Below are 19,347 nucleotides of genomic sequence, written 5' to 3' on the forward strand. Positions count from 1 at the left end.
GGCTGAAAAGCCGCGCCAAAGCGCATCACATTGGGTAATACCAGTATATCCCGTGTGAATACTTCGTGTATTTAATGTTGTTTGTTGGCGTGGTACATTATGTACTTTAGTGGTACGTACCACAGTACGAAATCGTAGGAGAGTTCATGGCACGCGGCGGTGTAAACAAAGCAGTGGTGCAAGCGGCACGCTTGGCAATTCTGGCTCGCGGTGAAAACCCCAGCATCGATGCAGTACGGATCGAAATGGGCAATACCGGCTCGAAAACCACTATTCACCGGTACTTGAAGGAGCTGGATGACGGCGCCGAGCCGGTAGCGCCCTCCTCCGAACCCATCGACGACGAGCTGGCCGGGCTGGTCTCGCGCCTTGCGCAACGGCTCAAAGAGCAGGCGCAGGAACCCATCGATCAGGCACGCGCGCAGTTCGAACAGCAACGAAAAGACCTGGAAAGCCAGCTGACAGACGCCCAGGAAGCCAACAGCGAATTGCAGCAGCAGTACGAGATTCAAACCCTGGCGCTGACGCAGGAGTCCGACACCCTGCAAAACACCCTGTCGATGCTGCAGACCGAGCAAACCCGCAACGCCGGAATGAACCAGGCGCTCGCTGATTTCGAGTTGCGCTTGCAGGACAAGGACGAGCAGATCCGCTCCCTTGAGGAAAAGCACCTGCACGCCCGTGACGCACTTGAGCACTATCGCAATGCCGTCAAAGAGCAGCGCGAGCAGGAACAAAGCCGCCACGAAGGCCAGGTGCAGCAGATTCAGATGGAGTTGCGCCAGGCCCAGCAAAGCGCCCTGGTGCGCCAGGATGAAATCACCCAGTTGCACCGCGACAACGAACGCCTGCTGACCGAAAATCGCGGCACATTGCGCGAGCTGAGCCTGCTGCAGGAACAGCTCAAGCACACCCATACCCGCCAGGATCAACTGCTGGAACAGGTCAACCGGATCGACAGCGAACGCACCCTCCTCCAGGAACGCCTGCGCGCAGCACTGCTGGAGAGCCAGTCGCTGAAGCAGAACGTCGAGGAACAGTCGCAGATAAACAAAGCGCTGGAAATTGAATTACTGAAGACTCAGGCGAGCCTCGATGAAAGCGTGCGCCTGGCAGCGGTCATTGCGACAGCGCCAGACGCAGCCAAGGCCGATTAACCCGCGACCGGTGTACGCATGGTGACGAACTCTTCGGCGGCCGTCGGGTGCACGCCGATGGTTTCGTCGAAGTCGCGCTTGGTAGCGCCCGCCTTCAAGGCAATCGCCAGACCTTGCACGATCTCGCCGGCATCCGGTCCGACCATGTGGCAACCCAACACCTTGTCGGTTTTGCCGTCCACCACGAGCTTCATCAGCGTGCGTTCCTGACATTCGGTCAGGGTCAGCTTCATCGGGCGGAAACGGCTTTCGAAAATCACCACGTCATGGCCGGCCTCGCGAGCCTCTTCTTCCGTGAGGCCGACTGTGCCGATGTTCGGCAAGCTGAACACGGCCGTCGGGATCATCTTGTAATCCACCGGGCGATACTGCTCAGGCTTGAACAAGCGACGCGCAATGGCCATGCCTTCAGCCAGCGCAACCGGCGTGAGCTGAACCCGGCCAATCACATCGCCCAGTGCGAGGATCGACGGTTCGGCGGTCTGGTATTGCTCATCGACCTCAACGAAGCCTTTCTTGTCGAGTTTGACCCCGGTGTTTTCCAGCCCCAGGTTGTCCAGCATCGGACGCCGGCCGGTGGCGTAGAACACGCAATCCGCCTCCAGTTCGCGACCGTCCTTCAGCGTTGCCTTCAAGCTGCCGTCGGCGAGCTTTTCAATGCGCTCGATGTCGGCATTGAATTGCAGGTTCATGCCACGTTTGGTCAGTTCTTCCTGCAAGTGCTTGCGCACCGCGCCGTCGAAACCGCGCAGGAACAGATCCCCGCGATACAGCAACGTGGTTTCGGCGCCCAGGCCGTGGAAAATACCGGCGAATTCAACGGCGATGTAACCGCCACCGACAACCAGCACACGTTTTGGCAGCTCTTTGAGGAAGAATGCCTGGTTGGAGCTGATCGCGTGTTCATGCCCCGGAATCTCCGGAATCTGCGGCCAGCCGCCCGTGGCGATCAGGATGTTCTTCGCCGTAAAACGCTCGCCATTAATCTCGACCGTATTAGGATCGACGATCTTCGCGTGACCTTCATGCAAGGTCACGCCGCTATTGACCAGCAGGTTGCGATAGATGCCATTCAGGCGATTGATCTCGCGATCCTTGTTGGCAATCAGCGTTGCCCAATCAAACTGTGCTTCGCCCGGCGTCCAGCCAAAGCCCGAAGATTGCTCGAAGTCTTCGGCGAAGTGCGCACCGTAGACCAGCAACTTCTTCGGCACGCAGCCGACGTTCACGCACGTACCGCCCAGGTAGCGGCTCTCGGCCACGGCCACTTTCGCGCCAAACCCGGCCGAAAAACGCGCCGCTCGCACACCGCCGGAACCGGCGCCAATCACATAAAGGTCAAAATCGTAGGCCATTTTCAATCTCCTCGGCAGGCAAACAGCATACCCGCAGACGTCCGTTGGGCAAGCGCTGCAAACGATATGGGGCCGGAAAATGAAAAAGCCACCCGAAGGTGGCTTTTAAGAAACAAGCAAATCAAACGCTATCAGTAAGCCTTGCCAGTCTTGTAGAAGTTCTCGAAGCAGAAGTTGGTTGCTTCGATGTAGCCTTCAGCGCCACCGCAGTCGAAACGCTTGCCTTTGAACTTGTAGGCAATGACGCAACCGTTTTGCGCCTGTTTCATCAAGGCGTCGGTGATCTGGATCTCGCCGCCCTTGCCTGGCTCGGTTTGCTTGATCAGGTCGAAGATGTCCGGGGTCAGGATGTAACGACCGATGATCGCCAGGTTCGACGGTGCGTCTTCCGGGGCTGGTTTCTCGACCATGTTGCGAACGCGGTAGAGGTCATCACCGATCAGGTCACCGGCAATTACGCCGTACTTGTTGGTTTCCTGCGGATCGACTTCCTGGATCGCAATGATCGAGCAGCGGTACTGTTTGTACAGCTTGACCATCTGTGTCAGTACGCCGTCACCGTCGAGGTTGACGCACAAGTCATCCGCCAACACCACGGCGAAAGGTTCGTCGCCGATCAGCGGACGACCGGTCAGGATGGCATGACCCAGGCCTTTCATTTCGGTCTGGCGAGTGTAGGAGAAAGAGCACTCGTCGAGCAGTTTGCGGATACCGACCAGGTATTTCTCTTTGTCGGTGCCCTTGATCTGGTTTTCCAGCTCGTAGCTGATGTCGAAGTGGTCTTCCAGGGCGCGCTTGCCACGACCGGTAACGATGGAGATTTCGGTCAAACCGGCATCCAGAGCTTCTTCGACGCCGTACTGGATCAGTGGCTTGTTTACCACCGGCAGCATTTCTTTGGGCATGGCTTTAGTCGCTGGCAGGAAGCGAGTACCGTAACCGGCTGCTGGGAACAAGCATTTCTTGATCATAAAAGTCCTTGAAAGGGCTGTGTGTACGAGTTTCGGCGCAGTCTAATCAGGCGGCGTGCACCTTACAATGCCCCGCACTGGCTAACCGATGCCAACATAGAGAAATATTCTTGCGGATAGTTCCGCAGAACGTCGCGATGCCTCTTATAGATAGCAGATTTTCGGGGCTGCACAGGTGACAACCGAGCATGCAATCGCAACCACCCTACACCCATCAACACCGGTTGCGTGCGTTTGGCGTTATCATTGCGCAATTGAACCAGCCAACGAGGCAGATAGATGTCGGTAGCAAAAAGTGTCAACGGGTTCCTGATCAATCAGGCGAAAGACGGCCAGTGGTGGGTAGCCAGCGTCAGCGGCGAGAATATCGCCGGGCCATTCCCGACTGAAGCGTTGGCGATTGAAGTGGCGTCTGTATTGGAACTCGAACACCCGGAGCCCAAGCGTCGCGGCAAGGACAAGTCCTGATCCGGAGCCGATTTGCATGACCAAGCCCTGCCTCGCGCAGGGCTTTTTTGTGATTGGATGAAACGAAGTGGCCTTTCGCTATAACCTTTTGATTCCGGCGCTGTCACAGGCTTAGCCCATCACCCTGACGACGACCACGACATGAATAGATTTTTGCCTTTGATTGCGATATTGGCCCTGAGTGGCTGCGCCACCTCTGAAAAGACTTACCTGGGCAATGGCGAAACAGGCCTGTCCATCGACTGCTCCGGCGAAGCCAATTCCTGGGCCTCCTGCTATGAAAAAGCCGATGCCTCCTGCGCCGGCACCGGCTATCGAATCGTCGGCACTGACGGAACCCCGTCGACCAAGGAAAGCGACAAGACTCTCGGCGTCGACGTAGGCAACTACAAAAACCGCAGCGTCGTGGTGGTCTGCAAGTAAGGCGCCCTGCCCTACATGTGAATTTCGGCGAACTTGATCCCGAGACCGCGCACGGTCTCGATCAGATCGTCGAGACGACTGAAGGATTCGACTTCATCGTTATCGTCCACCAGAAAATAGCTGCGTCCGGCGCTTTTCTTGAAAAACACGATCCATTCCCCCGGATCAGCCGGATTTTGAATCACATGGGTAGCAGAGATGTGACCCTCTGCGTGCCGTTCCCGTACCTGCTCTCGCTTCATGCTCGACTCCAGAAATGACAATGCCGCCAAAGCGTTGCTTTGACGGCATCGATGCTGACTGTCGCCAGTCTATCAGCCGGAAATGCACGCCGTGGCGGCATCGCGCACATCCATGGGGCGTAATGGCACATTGGAGATGCGCTCATGCAGCTTGATGCTGCTGCCACTGGAACGTTCTTCGATATCGAATACAGCGGCCGGACCCGAGGAGAACTTCTGCGGCACGATGACCCGCACGCCGTCTTTGCCCTGCGGCTCGACTTGCAGGGCACCGCGGCTACCGGCCAGTTTCTCGGTCAGGCATTGCGCGTACTCATGGGGCTTCTTGCCTGAAATCACGCTCATGGTGGGCAGCGTCTCGTTGATTTCCGAGACACTCGCACAACCACTCATCGCCAACGCCAATGGCAAAACCCACGCACCCCACTTCATAAAAAACCTCCGATAAAGCCCCTCCGACAGCACAAATGCTGGTTTTCTCCGAGGCCCACTGCTTTTATCGCTCATAGAATTCCGAATAACTGTTTTTAATTGTCAAAGCGGAGCCCGACGACCGGATAATAACCCGTTCGGGCTGATAAACTGCGCCAATCGCCCATGCTATCGTTTTGATTTTGTAGAAAAAGCCCTTCTGGAGGCGCCTCATGAAATTTATCCACCAGCGCGAGCACCTCAACGAAGACGACATCGTCGTCATCCAGTGCTCGCAAATGTGCAACATCCGCTTGATGAACGACGCCAATTTCCGCAGCTTCAAGAATGGCGGCCGTCACACTTACCATGGTGGTGCATTCGACACCTTCCCGGCCCGTATTACTGCACCAAGCACCGGTTTCTGGAACATCACCATCGACACCGTCAATCGTCGGGCGATCAGCGTGACCCGCAAACCGACCTTGTCCCACTCGATCAAGATCATCCGCCGCTCCAGCTCGAAACTGAGCTGAACGCCGCCCGACGCGAACATAAGCAGGTATGACCGTGGCTCAAACGACCAAGTACGTCATCAAATACAAACTCAACGGCGAACGCCGCTTCGAATTTGCCCAGCTTGAAAACGGCACCGAAGCAGAAGCCAGAGCCGCGCTGGACGCCATTCATGGCCAGGGCGAAGACGTTATCAGCGAGATCAGCGTCAGCAAAGCGCTGTAACGGGATTCGGAGCGACAACCGGGATGTCTGCTCCGTCCGTTGAATTTGACCGCAAGCGCCGGAGTGTTCACGACGGCAGCGCTCCCTAGACTGGCCACCTCAACCCTGGGTTAAGGAGTCAGCACATGTTTAACGAGCGTACGCTCGATGCACTCGACTGGGACAGCCTGTACCAGCAACTCGATCAGGATGGCTGCGCCATCATCCGGTCATTGCTGAGTGCCGAAGAGTGTGACGACATCAGCGCGCTCTATGCGAAACCAGAGCCTTTCCGCTCACAGGTCATGATGGCCCGCCACGGCTTTGGCCGCGGCGAGTACAAATACTTCCGTTATCCGCTACCGGATCTTGTCTGCCGAATGCGCAATGCGCTTTACCCGCGACTGGTGCCGATTGCCAATCGCTGGTACGAGCAGATGGACTTGCCGATCCGTTTCCCTCCCGGGCATGAGGCGTTCCTAGAACGATGTCATGCCGCCGGTCAGGAGCGCCCAACGCCGTTGTTGCTGCAATATGGGCCACAGGACTACAACTGCCTGCATCAGGATCTGTACGGTGAACATGTCTTCCCGCTGCAAGTGGCGATTCTTCTGTCAGAGCCAGGCGAAGATTTCACCGGCGGCGAGTTTGTACTGACCGAGCAACGGCCACGGATGCAGTCTCGTCCCCAGGTGATTGGCCTGAAGAAAGGTGACGGGCTGATCTTTGCCGTCAACCAACGGCCGGTCAAAGGCCTTCGCGGCTTCTACCGAGTCACGTTGCGCCATGGGGTGAGTCGCCTGCACAGCGGAAAACGGCATACCCTTGGAATCATCTTTCACGATGCGACATGACCCCATGACCCCGAGCACTTTCGACCTGTTTGCCGACGCCGAGCCCGAGCAGCTACCTCGGCGTGAGCAGATCGGCGAACAGTCCTGCGTACTGAGAGGCTTTGCCCTGCCCTGGCTGGATCGTTTGCTGCCTGCACTGGAAGCGGTTCTGGCCGCCGCGCCGTTTCGGCAGATGATCACGCCCGGCGGCTTCATCATGTCGGCAGCCATGAGCAGTTGCGGTACCTGGGGCTGGACAACCGACCGTAGCGGTTATCGCTACACCCGCAATGATCCGCAAACCGACGCACCCTGGCCGGCCATGCCCGCGGTGTTTTTGGCGCTCGCACAAGCGGCGGCGCGCGAAGCCGGCTTTGCTGATTTCGTACCCGATTCGTGCCTGATCAACCGTTATGTCCCCGGCGCCAAAATGTCTTTGCATCAAGACAAGGATGAAGCGTCCTACGCGGCGCCGATCGTTTCGGTCTCCCTGGGCTTGCCGGCGATGTTCCTGTTCGGCGGGTTTGAACGCAGCGATAAAAGCCAGCGAGTACCACTGTTGCATGGCGATATCGTGGTCTGGGGCGGCGTTGATCGCTTGCGTTATCACGGTGTCTTGCCGATCAAGGACGGTCAGCACCCGCGAATGGGCGAGCAACGGATCAACTTCACGTTTCGTACCGCAAAATGAATCCCCGAATTTGACCGCAAGCCCCGGAGTGCGACGACTGCGCCGGCTGGTTAATCTGAATCAAACAGGTCAACGGACAAGAAGCCATGACACGCCAATCGACAAGAATCGCCACCGAAAACGATCCGCGCTGGGCCGCCGTCGTCGCACGCGATCCCCGCGCAGACGGGCAGTTTGTGTATGCAGTTAAAACCACCGGCATCTATTGCAGCCCCAGCAGCCTGGCGCGTTTGCCCAAGCCGCAGAACGTCGAATTCTTCGACACCGCCGAGCAAGCCCAGGCGGCCGGTTACCGCCCGAGCAAACGCGCGGCGAAGGATCAAAGTGACGTCGCCGCGCAACATGCCGCAACGGTGGCTGCCGCGTGCCGTCAGATCGAGACCGCAGAGCATCTGCCGGCACTGAGTGAACTGGCCGACGTGGCGGGACTGAGCAGCTTCCACTTTCACCGAGTGTTTAAAGCCGTGACCGGATTGACGCCCAAGGGCTACGCCACGGCCCACCGTTCACGCAAGGTTCGCCAACGTTTGATCGATGGAGGCTCGGTGACCGATGCCTTGTATGACGCCGGTTTCAATTCCAATAGCCGATTTTATGAGGCGGCGGATCAATTGTTGGGGATGAAACCTGGCGACTACCGCGCCGAAGGCCAGAACAACGACATTCGATTTGCCGTCGGCCAGTGTTCTTTAGGGGCGATTCTGGTGGCGCAGAGCGAACGCGGTGTGTGCGCGATTCTGCTGGGTGATGATCCGCACCAATTGGTGTGCGACCTGCAGGACAAGTTTCGGCGGGCCAACCTGATCGGCGCCGACCACGGGTTCGAGCAGTTGATCGCCCAGGTTGTCGGGTTTATCGAAGCGCCGGCCATCGGCCTGGACTTGCCTCTGGATGTGCGCGGTACGGCGTTTCAGGAGCGCGTCTGGCAAGCCCTGCGAGAGATTCCTGTCGGCAGCACCGCCAGCTACGCCGACATCGCGCAGCGCATCGGCTCGCCGAAAGCGGTGCGCGCCGTGGCCCAGGCCTGCGGCGCGAACAGCCTGGCAGTGGCTATCCCGTGCCACCGCGTGGTGCGCAGTGACGGCAACTTGTCGGGGTATCGTTGGGGAGTGGAGCGCAAGCGGCAGTTATTGGAGCGCGAAAGCCAATAAATAGAAAGATCGCAGCCTGCGGCAGTCGCAGGCTGCGATTTTTGCTTTCAGCGATTCACATCCACCACCACACGGCCACGCAGCTGACCGGCGAGCAATCGCGGTGCCGCATCGATCGCCTCACTCAAACCGATTTCGTGGCTGATCAGCGGCAGCAAGGCAAAGTCCAGATCCTTGGCCAGACGGTTCCAGGCCAGTACCCGCTTGGCTTTGGGTTGGGTCACGCTGTTGATTCCGGCCAGGGTTACACCACGCAAAATGAACGGGGCGACAGAGGCCGGGAAGTCCATGCCTTGCGCCAAACCACACGCGGCAACAGTGCCATTGGCTTTCGTGCTGGCACAGGCGTTGGCCAGGGTGTGACTGCCGACCGAGTCGATCACGGCCGCCCAACGCTCCTTGGCCAGTGGTTTTCCCGGCTCGGACAATGTAGCGCGGTCGATGATTTCGCTGGCACCCAATTGCTTGAGGTAGTCGTGTTCGGAGGTGCGGCCAGTGGACGCGACCACCCGGTAGCCGAGCTTGTTCAGCAGCGCGATGGCGAAACTGCCGACACCACCGTTGGCGCCCGTGACCAAAACGTCACCCTGCTCAGGCGTCACACCGTTATGTTCCAAGGCCAGGATGCTCAGCATCGCCGTGTAACCGGCCGTGCCGATCGCCATTGCCTGGGCAGCGGTGAATTCACGAGGCAGCGGAATCAGCCAGTCGCCATTCAGGCGCGCCTTCTGCGCCAATCCACCCCAATGCCCTTCACCGACTCCCCAGCCATTGAGTACGACTTGATCACCGACCTTGTAGTCCGGATGCCCACTGACTTCGACAGTCCCCGCCAGATCAATGCCCGGCACCATCGGGAATTTTCGCACCACCGGGCTGCTGCCGGTGATCGCCAGACCGTCCTTGAAGTTCAGCGTGCTGTACGCCACACGCACTGTCACATCGCCCTCGGGCAGTTGATCGTCATTGATCTCTTGCAGTGTGGCCCGGTAACCGCTGTCGTCTTTGTCGATCAAAATGCCTTGGAACATTGTCGTCTCCTGTCAGATCATTCAGTTGTCGTGCTACTGGAATATCACACTGCAACCTTTTGCCGTACCCGACTTTAAGCCAATCCAGGAATGCCCCATCCTGAAACCCGATGGGTCTTGCGCCTGTCTTTGCTGATACAAGTCCCGTCCTGCAGCCCTGCCCCGTTATGACCCGGAGAACCTTGAAATGAGCCAATGGCCAGATACCCGAATTATCGATTTGCTGGGGATCGAACTGCCGATCATCCAGGCTCCGATGGCTGGCGCAACCGGTTCAGCCATGGTCATCGCCGCGAGCAATGCCGGCGGCCTGGGCTCGATGCCCGCGGCCATGCTGACCACCGAGCAGTTGCGCGAAGAATTGAAGACCATTCGCCAACACACTCAACGCCCGATCAACGTCAACTTCTTCTGCCATCAGCCGCCCCCTGCCGACGAGCAACGTGCCCGGGACTGGAAGAATCTGCTGCAACCCTACTACCGCGAACTCGGCGTGGATTTCGACGCACCGACACCCGTGTCCAATCGCGCGCCGTTCGATAACGCAACCTGTGAAGTGATCGAAGAATGCCGCCCCGAAGTGGTGAGCTTTCACTTCGGCCTGCCGGAAAAATCTCTGCTGGATCGCGTCAAGGCGACCGGGGCGAAAGTGCTGTCTTCGGCGACGACTGTCGAAGAAGCCGTCTGGCTTGAGCAGCATGGCTGCGACGCGATCATCGCCATGGGTTACGAAGCCGGTGGCCATCGGGGCATGTTTCTCAGCGACGATTTGAGCAGCCAGGTGGGCCTCTTCGCGCTGCTGCCGCAAATTGTCGACGCGGTGAAAGTGCCGGTGATTGCCGCTGGCGGCATTGCCGACGCACGGGGCGTGGCGGCGGCGTTTCTGTTGGGCGCGTCCGCGGTGCAGGTGGGCACGGCGTATTTGTTTACGCCGGAAGCCAAGGTCAGCACCTCTCATCACAAAGCGTTGCGCACGGCCAAAGAAAGCGAGACCGCCGTCACCAACATTTTCACCGGCCGCCCGGCACGCGGGATTCTCAATCGCGTGATGCGCGAACTCGGACCGATCTGCGATAAAGCACCGGCCTTCCCGTTGGCAGGTGGAGCGTTGATGCCGTTGCGGGCAAAGGGCGAAGCGGATTTCAGCAACCTCTGGGCCGGGCAGGCGTTCAGGTTGGGGGTTGAGATGACGACCGCAGAATTGACGCAGCGTCTGGCCCAAGACGGATTGGCGAAACTGTTACACCGCTAGGCACAAGACCTGGGGCGAGGCGTTTCGCCGCAATGCAATCGAGATCAACACATTCCGTTTGCAGGCAATTCGCTATATATTCCGCTATATAGCGTTTTAACCCCTCGCTGTCCCTGCCTACAACGGAGCCGTTTCATGACCATTCGTGCCTCACGTTTTGCCCCTACTTGCCTGGCGAGCCTGCTCGCTGTGTTCGCCATTGGCGCGGCCCAGGCGGACGAAGTCCAGGTCGCCGTCGCGGCCAACTTCACCGCGCCGATCCAGGCTATCGCTGCCGATTTCGAGAAAGACACCGGGCACAAACTGGTCACCTCCTTTGGTGCAACCGGCCAGTTCTACACGCAGATCAAGAATGGCGCGCCGTTTGAAGTGTTTCTGTCGGCGGACGATACCACCCCGCAAAAACTCGAAGCCGAAGGCGACATCGTCAAGGGCTCGCGCTTCACCTACGCCGTTGGCACCCTGGCGTTGTGGTCGGCTAAAGAAGGTTACGTCGATGCCAAAGGGGACGTGCTGAAAAAGAACGAATACCAGCATCTGTCCATCGCCAACCCGAAAGCCGCCCCTTATGGCCTGGCTGCCACCCAGGTTTTGGCCAAGCAGGGCCTGACCGACAAGGTCAAAGACAAGATCGTTGAAGGCCAGAACATCACCCAGGCTTATCAGTTTGTCTCAACCGGTAACGCAGAACTGGGCTTTGTCGCCTTGTCGCAGATCTACAAAGACGGCAAAGTCACCAGCGGTTCGGCGTGGATCGTTCCAGCCAGCCTGCACGACCCGATCAAACAAGACGCGGTGATCCTCAACAAAGGCAAGGACAACCCGGCTGCCAAGGCGCTGGTTGACTACCTCAAAGGTCCGAAAGCCGCTGCTGTCATCAAATCCTACGGTTATCAACTCTAAATGACCCTGTCGAGTGCCGATTTTTCCGCCATCTGGCTGACCCTGAAACTGGCGTCCCTGACGACAGTTATCCTGCTGGTGATCGGCACTCCGATTGCGTTATGGCTTTCGCGCACCCAATCGTGGCTGCGCGGCCCGGTCGGGGCGATTGTCGCCCTGCCCCTGGTGCTGCCGCCCACGGTGATCGGTTTTTATCTGTTGCTGGCGCTGGGCCCTAACGGCTTTATCGGCCACTTCACTCAATCGCTGGGGCTCGGCACCCTGACGTTCAGTTTTGCCGGATTGGTGATCGGCTCGGTGCTCTATTCGATGCCGTTCGTGGTCCAGCCGTTGCAAAACGCTTTTTCTGCCATTGGCACCCGCCCACTGGAAGTGGCTGCGACCTTGCGCGCCAATCCCTGGGACACTTTTTTCAGCGTGATCCTGCCTCTGGCCCGACCGGGGTTCATCACCGCCGCGATTCTCGGTTTCGCCCACACCGTCGGCGAGTTTGGCGTGGTGCTGATGATCGGCGGCAACATCCCCGACAAGACCCGCGTGGTCTCGGTGCAGATCTACGATCACGTCGAAGCCATGGAATACGCCCAGGCCCACTGGCTGGCCGGGGCTATGCTGGTGTTCTCGTTTGCCGTGTTGCTGGCGCTGTACTCCAGCCGTAAAACCAAAGCGGGCTGGAGCTGATCGATGATTCAAACACGTCTGAAACTGAGGTATTCGGGGTTCGCCCTGAATGTGGACTTGCAACTGCCCGGCCGTGGCGTCACCGCGCTTTACGGTCATTCCGGCTCGGGCAAGACCACTTGCTTGCGCTGTATCGCGGGCCTGGAACGGGCCGAACAAGGCTTTATCCAGGTCAACGATGAAGTCTGGCAGGACAGCGACAAGAAGATTTTCGTAGCGCCGCACAAACGCGCGATCGGCTATGTCTTCCAGGAAGCAAGTCTGTTTACGCACTTGTCGGTGTTGGCGAACCTGCAATTCGGCCTCAAACGAATCCCCAGACACCAACGCCGGGTCGACCTGGCGCACGCGACGGAACTGTTGGGCATCGGTCATCTGCTGGACCGCCATCCGCAGCACTTGTCGGGTGGCGAGCGACAGCGTGTCGGCATTGCCCGGGCGCTACTCACCAGCCCAAAACTGTTGCTGATGGACGAACCGCTGGCGGCGCTGGATTCGCAACGCAAAAGCGAAATCCTGCCCTACCTGCAAAGGCTGCACGATGAGCTGGACATCCCGGTGCTGTACGTCAGCCATTCCCAGGATGAAGTGGCGCGACTGGCCGACCACATCGTCCTGCTCAGCAACGGCAAAGCCCTGGCCAGCGGCCCTATCGGTGAAACGCTGGCCCGGCTTGATTTGCCTTTGGCGCTGGGCGATGACGCCGGCGTGGTGATCGAGGGCCACGTCAGTGCCTATGACGCCGATTATCAGTTGCTGACCTTGCAACTGCCAGGCACCGCTCTGAACATCCGCGTGACGCACACGCCGATGGACCCCGGCCAGGCGCTGCGTTGCAAGGTCCAGGCGCGCGATGTCAGCCTGAGCCTGCACAGCGCCGAGCAAAGCAGCATCCTCAACCGTCTGCCGGTGACCGTGATCAGTGAAATGGGCGCAGACAACGCCGCCCACGTGCTGATTCGTCTGGATGCGGCCGGCACACCGCTGCTGGCGCGAATCACCCGCTACTCCCGGGATCAGTTGCAGGTGCATCCCGGCCAACAGCTCTGGGCGCAAATCAAAGCGGTGGCGGTGCTGGCGTAAACCCGCTGGCACGACTGCACTGGCACGCGGTCAATGGCTGTAACGGCCCCTGATTCGTCGCCAAGGACTACCGCCATGCCCGATTCCGCGCTGACTGATGCGCTGCCACCTGACCTGCATTATGTCGATGACACCCAGCCCGGCATCGCCCGCAAGAAACTGCGTGGCAAGTTCTGCTACTTCGACCCGGACGGAAAACGCATCACCGACCCAAAGCAAATCAAACGTATCAATGCCCTCGCCGTACCCCCGGCCTACACCGACGTTTGGATTTGCGCCGACCCGCGTGGGCATCTGCAAGCCACTGGCCGTGATGCGCGGGGGCGCAAGCAATACCGTTATCACCCGCGCTGGCGCGAAGTGCGCGATGCCGACAAATATTCGCGCCTGCGGGATTTCGGGCTCGCCCTGCCGAAACTGCGCAAACAGCTTGAAACGCTGTTGGCCGCGCCGGGCTTCAGCCGTGACAAGGTCATGGCCACGGTCATTACCTTGCTCGACGCGACATTGATTCGGGTCGGCAACACGCAGTACGCCCGGGACAACCGCTCGTATGGGCTGACCACGCTGCGCAACCGGCACGTCGAGATCAACGGCAGTGCGATCCGGTTCCAGTTCCGGGGCAAGAGCGGCGTCGAGCACCAGATCACCGTGAAAGACCGGCGCCTGGCACGAATCATCAAACGCTGCCAGGAGATTCCCGGGCAGAACCTGTTTCAGTATCTGGATGAAAGCGGCGAGCGGCACACCGTCAGTTCCTCCGACGTCAACGCCTACCTGCAAACCCTCACCGGCACCGACTTCACCGCCAAGGACTACCGCACCTGGGCAGGCAGCGCGCTGGCGTTGTCGGTGTTGCGCGGTTTGCAGTGGGAACCGGAATCAGACGCCAGGCGGCATGTGGTGGAGATGGTCAAGAACGTCGCCAGGCAACTTGGTAACACCCCGGCAGTTTGTCGCAAGTGCTACATCCACCCGGCGGTGCTTGAGGGTTTCCTGATGGGGGCATTGGCCGGGTTACCGCGCCCGAGAACACGTAAAGGCTTGAGGGCCGAGGAAGTCGGGCTGGCGATGTATTTGGAGACGATGATCGAGGCGACTCAACCGACGAACTGACCTGTTCATTTTTTGCGCGATTACAAATGGCTTCTATAGTTGTTGTGACACAAATTAGCTTCGAGTGAAGCCATGGAAGACATTTACGTTGTCAAGCGTTGCAACAAGATCATCGTTTATGGCCGCCGAGCCGGCGAAGACCAACATCAGCCACCTGAAGCCGCCGTCTGGTATCGCATCACCGATACCCGGACTAACGGCTACATCGGTGACGGCTACGATCTTGAAGAAAAAGCCCAACGCACGTGCGATCAACTCAATGCCCGATCGCAAGTGGTGGCCCGACAAGGCTGAAGTCCGGGTCTATACTGAAAAATGGCTGAGGGAACAGCGACCCCATCGGCAGAAAGCTCGCTCTTTGCGGGCTTTTTGCTGCCACTGCCAGGTTTCTTGAACGGAGGTGTTTGCCATGTCCGAAAAAGAGTCCATCACCACCCTGCTCACCCTGCTCGACTCGCGCCAGGTTCGCTTGGCCGCAGCGTGCAAGGAAATCGCCGACTGGGTCGATCATCAAGGCGGGCATCCGACCGCCCTCAGGATTCGTGATCGCCTGAACGACATCGAGAAGGACACGCCGCTGATTCGTAACACGCTGTCTTCGCTCAAACCTGTCGAGCCGCCGCTGCCGCGGTTCAGATGATTCGATCTGGACTCCGGACACGAGCGCACGGCCAGGACGCATGAACGGCGACGATGATCGTCACCGGGTGCGTCCTTGCCTGATCACCTGCTACTGAATCCCAAACCCGGCCCTGTACCGGGATTTTTTTTGTCCGGTCATTTCACACAGCCTTCACAACTCACGCCTTACTGTAGCCCTACTCCTTTTGAAATATCCCTTGGCCCGCCCGCATGCGGGCCTTCTTTTTGCTCGCCTGCATTCAACGAACGTCATCACTCGCGGGAGGTCAAACAGTCACACGTCACGAAGGAGGCGTCTGATGGTTACTCACTTCAAAGTTGCCGGGCATCTGGCTTGCGGCCACAAAGGCAGCAAGCTCACCTCAACCACTGAACTGAACCGAGTGAAATGCAGAAGTTGCCGAAACACCGATGCATACAAGGATGCACGCAAAGACCAACGCAACGCGGCACGCCGCGCCGCCCGCAAAGCCAAAGCCACTCACACTGCCAATGACTGGCGCGCAGCATGGGTCGAGCGGCTTACCGCCATGGCCGGGCTGCAACGGTTGCCCCGTGGCTTTAGCGGTCAACCATTCGTTTAACGGACAGGTTCGGCGGTTGAAGCACGTTCACTCGGCCCGGCCGCCGGCCCCATGATTTCTCGCAAAGACATCCGCTTGAACGCTTCGACCAGCGCGCGTCCCTCCTCGGGAGCGCATGAGATGGCCAGGCGCATTGTCGCCTCGCCCAGACTCCAGATCAGAAAGGCAGACGCCTGAACCTGTTGTATATCGCTGCTGGGGTTTACCCGCAGCATCGCATCCGCCAATAACCCGCCGGCAATCCGACACTCCTGCAGTTCCAGCGCCATGAGTTGCTTGTCTGCCTGCATGCCTGACCAGATGTCACGCATCGCCGGTGTCGCCAGGAAGATCTCGTAATACTCGTCCAACAGCTCTGAAAATGCCTCGCGCAGCCCTTGCGCGTCCTCGACCGCAGCCATGGCGACTTCGATGCAACGACGGCTTTCGGCGTTATAGCGCTCGGCCAAGGTGCGAATCACCGAACTCTTGTCTGGAAAATACTGATAAAGCGAGCCGATCGAAATCCCGCACATTTCGGCGATTTCACTCATTTTCACTTGATCGCTGCCCTTGCTCGCAATCAATTGCGTCCCCGCCGCCAGGATTCGCTCCTGGCGTTCGCGGCTGCGCTGCTGCGTGGGATTGCGCCGGACAGTCTCTGAAACGGCTTGCTCGTGGGCTTCGGTGGTTTTCTTCGGCACTGGCGTGCTTCCCGATCAATAACATGACATAGCCTCACCTTAGCACCGCCCGTACGTCGGTTTCACCGGTTCTTCCGGTTGACGATAAAACATGAGCGTTTATCATCTTTTTAAACATGAGCATCACTCACATTAAACCGATGGAGATGAACGCGATGAAAACCACCCAAGAGACAATCCTGATTCTCGGCGCAACAGGCAAAACCGGGCGACGGATCACTCAACGGCTGCAAGCGGCCGATGTGCCTGTTCGTTTAGGCTCTCGCGGGGCGGATCCAGCGTTCGACTGGGAGGATCGCTCCACCTGGGAAGCGGTGCTTGAGAGAATTCACGCGGTGTACATTTCGTTCCAACCAGACCTTGCGGTCCCCGGTGCGTTTGAAACTGTGCAGGCATTCACCGATCAGGCCGTTAAAAGCGGCGTCCGCAAACTGGTGCTGTTGTCAGGGCGCGGCGAAGTTGAAGCTGAACAGGCAGAACGCGTCGTTCAAAACAGCGGCGTGGACTGGACCATCCTGCGGGCCAGCTGGTTCTTTCAGAACTTCAGCGAAGCGCACTTTCTTGAGCCAATCCTGCAAGGAGAACTCGCCCTCCCCGTCGGCAACATCGCCGAGCCCTTTGTCGACGTGGAAGACATCGCCGAGATTGCGGTTGAGGCGCTGACCAAACCGGGGCATTCAGGCCAACTCTATGAGCTGACGGGCCCGCGCGCGCTGACCTTTGCAGAGGCCATTGCCGAAATTGCCCACGCGTCCAAACGCGATGTCGGTTTCGTCGCCGTGCCACCCGACGCCTATCGCCAGGCGCAGGAACAGGCCCAACTACCAACAGAGCTGATTGAACTCGTGCTGTACCTCTTCACCACCGTACTCGATGGCCGCAATACACCGGTGGCTGACGGCGTACAGCGTGCACTGGGTCGCCCAGCGCGGGACTTCAGCGACTATGTTCGCCGCACGGTGGCTACGGGTGTCTGGGGTTGAGATCAGCCGAATAGATTATTCGACGATCAGTTCAATAGCGCTGTATGCCATTTCATTTTTGGCGATAAGCGTTTTCCTCAGCTAGGGTTTCTATCGCATCGATTCTGCCCCGACGATGTGGGCAGGCGCCCGATCAAGGAGGAGTAAATGACGACGATCCGTGAGGCGGAAGAAGAATACTGCCGCTGGTCCAGCCCGATCTTGCTGGAGCTCAAAGCAAGAGAACATCAGCTTGATCCGGCAGCTCGTCAGGCATTGCAAAATATATTGCGAGAAAGAAGGCTCGTTGACACCGGCAACCCTTCCGGCGCTGATCGACGCAAGGCGAATCAGCCTGCTGACAAAAGCGGCAAGTGAAAATAGTTGACCGGAAACAAACAAGGGTTTGCATCAGTTTTCGCTGGCAAACCCTTGATTTTATAAATTACGGTAAGAGTCCCACTCAAGCCGGTTCGCAGGTCAGCCTCCACGACTGCTCAAACAACTCCCCAGCGTTTCGGCTTTCAAACTCTTCCTCCAGAAAAACTCTGCTATCGCGAGGAAGTGCGATGAACCTTGAAAAACCCACCATTCCCCCGAAGCTGTTTCTACTGTTCACCTCCCCGCAAAATACCTGGTGCCTGGAGTCAATGTTCCTGAACACCGCGGATTGAGGGTCTTTCAGATAGTCCCTGACAAGGTTTTTAGCCTGGTACTCCATGTAGTAATTGAAGTACGCATACCTTGACGCGTAGGCCGCACTCGCCAGAACGATGCCCGATACCATCAGGTACTTAAGTGTCTTCCATACCATCCTGGGCCTCGCAAGAAGATGAAGTCGGCAAAGTGATCTTCGCAGAACACTTCGAGAAATAGCCGGGTAAAAATGAAAAAGGCCTGCGTGAGGTATCTCACGCAAGCCTTTGATATTCATGGTGCCCGAAGCCGGAATCGAACCGGCACGCCCTTACGAGCGGGGGATTTTAAGTCCCATGCGTCTACCAGTTTCGCCATTCGGGCGGTAGCGCGGTCAGGCAGTCTGATGGCTGACAAATGACGATATGTCAGTTCTGACGCCTGTGCAGCAGAGGACGAAATATATACATCCCGTCCCGGTGAAGCAAGTTTGCAAATGCCCATTTCAAGACTAAATCTTGCAGGACAACGCAAATAAAAAAGCTCCGTAAATCATCGATCTACGGAGCTTGTTTAAAGTGGAGGCCGAGGTCGGAATCGAACCGGCGTAGGTGGATTTGCAATCCACTGCATAACCATTTTGCTACTCGGCCTCAAACATCTGATGTCATGTAGCACAACACCAAACGCGTACAGTCTTGGAGAAGATCTAGATCTAACTCCTTGAAAACATTGAGCTTTTTCAGCGGTCAGTGCTTTCGATGGCGTGAATTATGTACTGATTTCCGAAGGCTGGCAACCCCTTGATTTCAAAAAAATTTGTCAGGTGCTTTGCATGTTGCGACGCAGGCTCAACGCTTCGCCCGCGCGCACCAATACGGCTTCAGCATGCCCCCGGCCCGCTTAGTGCCCGCGAATGTAGTACTCCAATTGCCGGATCAAATCGGCCTGCTCGACAATTGCCTCTTTGACCAGGTCGCCAATCGACAACAACCCGATCAGCTCGCCGCTATCTAACACCGGCAGATGCCGCAGGTGGCTGTCGGTCATGACTTCCATGCAGCGCTCGATGCTCTGCTGACTGTCGGCTGTCACCACCGGCGCGCTCATGATGTCGCGCACCGGCGTCCCGACCGAGGAACGTCCCTGCAGAACGACCTTGCGCGCATAGTCGCGCTCGCTGATAACGCCGACCACCTGCCCCGCTTCGATGACCGGCAGCGCGCCCACATTCTTCTCGGCCATCATTTTCAGTGCTTCAAGCACCATCTGGTCTGGCGCGATGCTGTGCACGTGCTGGTTTTGCACGACCTTCAGTTTCAGCAGCTGTGCGGCTGTTTTCATGGATGCCT

26 protein-coding genes and 2 tRNA genes are annotated in these 19,347 nt (G+C 58.2%); 18 read left to right on the plus strand and 10 right to left on the minus strand.

Annotated features, from left to right (window positions below; all coding sequences use genetic code 11):
• Positions 1-146 precede the first annotated feature (146 nt).
• Positions 147-1,157 carry a DNA-binding protein gene (locus tag K5R88_RS06400; RefSeq protein ID WP_226299464.1) on the plus strand — a complete coding sequence of 337 codons (1,011 nt, stop codon included), beginning with the start codon at positions 147-149 and terminating at the stop codon, positions 1,155-1,157.
• On the opposite strand, the gene gorA is transcribed toward K5R88_RS06400, so the two are convergent.
• Together gorA and galU are read right to left on the minus strand one after the other, a co-directional pair.
• The gene (gene gorA / locus K5R88_RS06405) at positions 1,154-2,512 is read right to left on the minus strand and encodes a glutathione-disulfide reductase (RefSeq protein ID WP_226299465.1); all 1,359 of its coding nucleotides are present in this window, start codon (positions 2,510-2,512) and stop codon (positions 1,154-1,156) included. The genes K5R88_RS06400 and gorA overlap by 4 nt on opposite strands.
• A gap of 131 nt (positions 2,513-2,643) precedes the next feature.
• The gene (gene galU / locus K5R88_RS06410; protein ID WP_008036893.1) at positions 2,644-3,483 is read right to left on the minus strand and encodes a UTP--glucose-1-phosphate uridylyltransferase GalU; all 840 of its coding nucleotides are present in this window, start codon (positions 3,481-3,483) and stop codon (positions 2,644-2,646) included.
• Between the two features lie 279 nt (positions 3,484-3,762).
• Between galU and K5R88_RS06415 the strand changes: the two genes are divergently transcribed.
• Together K5R88_RS06415 and K5R88_RS06420 are read left to right on the plus strand one after the other, a co-directional pair.
• Positions 3,763-3,951: a hypothetical protein gene (locus K5R88_RS06415; protein WP_008036894.1), complete on the plus strand. Its 189-nt coding sequence runs from the start codon at positions 3,763-3,765 to the stop codon at positions 3,949-3,951.
• Between the two features lie 141 nt (positions 3,952-4,092).
• The gene (locus tag K5R88_RS06420) at positions 4,093-4,374 is read left to right on the plus strand and encodes a hypothetical protein (RefSeq protein WP_008036896.1); all 282 of its coding nucleotides are present in this window, start codon (positions 4,093-4,095) and stop codon (positions 4,372-4,374) included.
• A gap of 11 nt (positions 4,375-4,385) precedes the next feature.
• Here the strand turns inward: K5R88_RS06420 and K5R88_RS06425 are convergent, their stop codons facing one another.
• Together K5R88_RS06425 and K5R88_RS06430 are read right to left on the minus strand one after the other, a co-directional pair.
• Positions 4,386-4,616 (minus strand): hypothetical protein, encoded by a 231-nt coding sequence (locus tag K5R88_RS06425; RefSeq protein WP_008031064.1) that lies wholly within the window; start codon positions 4,614-4,616, stop codon positions 4,386-4,388.
• A gap of 72 nt (positions 4,617-4,688) precedes the next feature.
• Positions 4,689-5,048, minus strand: coding sequence for a hypothetical protein (locus K5R88_RS06430; protein ID WP_223480399.1), 360 nt, complete (start codon positions 5,046-5,048; stop codon positions 4,689-4,691).
• A 212-nt stretch (positions 5,049-5,260) separates the two neighbouring features.
• Here K5R88_RS06430 and K5R88_RS06435 point away from each other — a divergent pair, with 212 nt between their 5' ends.
• From K5R88_RS06435 to ada, 5 genes are all read left to right on the plus strand, one after another.
• Entirely contained in the window at positions 5,261-5,563 is a 303-nt protein-coding gene (locus K5R88_RS06435; RefSeq protein WP_226299466.1) for a DUF1883 domain-containing protein, read from the plus strand.
• Positions 5,564-5,591: 28 nt separating this feature from the next.
• Entirely contained in the window at positions 5,592-5,768 is a 177-nt protein-coding gene (locus K5R88_RS06440; RefSeq protein ID WP_226299467.1) for a hypothetical protein, read from the plus strand.
• A gap of 125 nt (positions 5,769-5,893) precedes the next feature.
• Positions 5,894-6,601, plus strand: coding sequence for a 2OG-Fe(II) oxygenase (locus tag K5R88_RS06445; RefSeq protein WP_226299468.1), 708 nt, complete (start codon positions 5,894-5,896; stop codon positions 6,599-6,601).
• Positions 6,591-7,271, plus strand: coding sequence for a DNA oxidative demethylase AlkB (gene alkB, locus K5R88_RS06450; protein WP_226299469.1), 681 nt, complete (start codon positions 6,591-6,593; stop codon positions 7,269-7,271). Before K5R88_RS06445 ends, alkB begins: the two co-directional genes overlap by 11 nt.
• Positions 7,272-7,357: 86 nt before the next feature.
• Positions 7,358-8,422 carry a bifunctional DNA-binding transcriptional regulator/O6-methylguanine-DNA methyltransferase Ada gene (gene ada, locus K5R88_RS06455; protein WP_008031054.1) on the plus strand — a complete coding sequence of 355 codons (1,065 nt, stop codon included), beginning with the start codon at positions 7,358-7,360 and terminating at the stop codon, positions 8,420-8,422.
• Positions 8,423-8,469: 47 nt separating this feature from the next.
• Here the strand turns inward: ada and acuI are convergent, their stop codons facing one another.
• A complete protein-coding gene (acuI, locus tag K5R88_RS06460; RefSeq protein WP_192227049.1) occupies positions 8,470-9,453 on the minus strand; it encodes an acrylyl-CoA reductase (NADPH) in 984 nt (327 codons plus the stop codon).
• 187 nt (positions 9,454-9,640) lie between these two features.
• Between acuI and K5R88_RS06465 the strand changes: the two genes are divergently transcribed.
• From K5R88_RS06465 to K5R88_RS06500, 8 genes are all read left to right on the plus strand, one after another.
• Positions 9,641-10,705, plus strand: a complete 1,065-nt coding sequence (locus K5R88_RS06465; RefSeq protein ID WP_226299470.1) for an NAD(P)H-dependent flavin oxidoreductase — start codon at positions 9,641-9,643, stop codon at positions 10,703-10,705.
• 135 nt (positions 10,706-10,840) lie between these two features.
• Positions 10,841-11,608, plus strand: a complete 768-nt coding sequence (modA, locus tag K5R88_RS06470; RefSeq protein WP_008031048.1) for a molybdate ABC transporter substrate-binding protein — start codon at positions 10,841-10,843, stop codon at positions 11,606-11,608.
• Positions 11,609-12,289, plus strand: a complete 681-nt coding sequence (modB, locus tag K5R88_RS06475) for a molybdate ABC transporter permease subunit (RefSeq protein WP_192227047.1) — start codon at positions 11,609-11,611, stop codon at positions 12,287-12,289. It abuts the gene before it with no gap.
• 3 nt (positions 12,290-12,292) lie between these two features.
• Positions 12,293-13,372, plus strand: a complete 1,080-nt coding sequence (modC, locus tag K5R88_RS06480) for a molybdenum ABC transporter ATP-binding protein (protein ID WP_223449920.1) — start codon at positions 12,293-12,295, stop codon at positions 13,370-13,372.
• A gap of 75 nt (positions 13,373-13,447) precedes the next feature.
• Positions 13,448-14,488, plus strand: a complete 1,041-nt coding sequence (locus K5R88_RS06485) for a DNA topoisomerase IB (RefSeq protein WP_226299471.1) — start codon at positions 13,448-13,450, stop codon at positions 14,486-14,488.
• 72 nt (positions 14,489-14,560) lie between these two features.
• Entirely contained in the window at positions 14,561-14,782 is a 222-nt protein-coding gene (locus K5R88_RS06490; protein WP_223416091.1) for a hypothetical protein, read from the plus strand.
• Between the two features lie 115 nt (positions 14,783-14,897).
• A complete protein-coding gene (locus K5R88_RS06495) occupies positions 14,898-15,128 on the plus strand; it encodes a hypothetical protein (RefSeq protein WP_008031039.1) in 231 nt (76 codons plus the stop codon).
• Positions 15,129-15,429: 301 nt separating this feature from the next.
• Positions 15,430-15,714: a hypothetical protein gene (locus K5R88_RS06500; RefSeq protein WP_008036910.1), complete on the plus strand. Its 285-nt coding sequence runs from the start codon at positions 15,430-15,432 to the stop codon at positions 15,712-15,714.
• On the opposite strand, the gene K5R88_RS06505 is transcribed toward K5R88_RS06500, so the two are convergent.
• Complete coding sequence (locus K5R88_RS06505; protein WP_226299472.1) at positions 15,711-16,397, minus strand: TetR/AcrR family transcriptional regulator; 687 nt, start codon at positions 16,395-16,397, stop codon at positions 15,711-15,713. The two genes, K5R88_RS06500 and K5R88_RS06505, sit on opposite strands and share 4 nt — an antisense overlap.
• 155 nt (positions 16,398-16,552) lie before the next feature.
• On the opposite strand from K5R88_RS06505, the gene K5R88_RS06510 reads away from it, so the two are divergent.
• Entirely contained in the window at positions 16,553-17,380 is an 828-nt protein-coding gene (locus K5R88_RS06510; protein WP_226299473.1) for an SDR family oxidoreductase, read from the plus strand.
• Positions 17,381-17,527: 147 nt separating this feature from the next.
• A complete protein-coding gene (locus tag K5R88_RS06515; protein WP_008031035.1) occupies positions 17,528-17,737 on the plus strand; it encodes a hypothetical protein in 210 nt (69 codons plus the stop codon).
• An 85-nt stretch (positions 17,738-17,822) separates the two neighbouring features.
• On the opposite strand, the gene K5R88_RS06520 is transcribed toward K5R88_RS06515, so the two are convergent.
• The 4 genes from K5R88_RS06520 to K5R88_RS06535 all read right to left on the minus strand — a co-directional run bounded on the left by K5R88_RS06520 (position 17,823) and on the right by K5R88_RS06535 (position 19,339).
• Positions 17,823-18,173, minus strand: a complete 351-nt coding sequence (locus K5R88_RS06520; RefSeq protein WP_226299474.1) for a hypothetical protein — start codon at positions 18,171-18,173, stop codon at positions 17,823-17,825.
• Positions 18,174-18,292: 119 nt separating this feature from the next.
• Positions 18,293-18,379: transfer RNA gene (locus K5R88_RS06525), tRNA-Leu, on the minus strand.
• A 195-nt stretch (positions 18,380-18,574) separates the two neighbouring features.
• Positions 18,575-18,648, minus strand: a tRNA-Cys gene (locus K5R88_RS06530).
• A 250-nt stretch (positions 18,649-18,898) separates the two neighbouring features.
• A complete protein-coding gene (locus K5R88_RS06535; protein ID WP_008029579.1) occupies positions 18,899-19,339 on the minus strand; it encodes a CBS domain-containing protein in 441 nt (146 codons plus the stop codon).
• Positions 19,340-19,347: the final 8 nt, after the last annotated feature.

Source organism: Pseudomonas sp. MM213 (genome assembly GCF_020423045.1).
Lineage (GTDB): Bacteria > Pseudomonadota > Gammaproteobacteria > Pseudomonadales > Pseudomonadaceae > Aquipseudomonas > Aquipseudomonas migulae.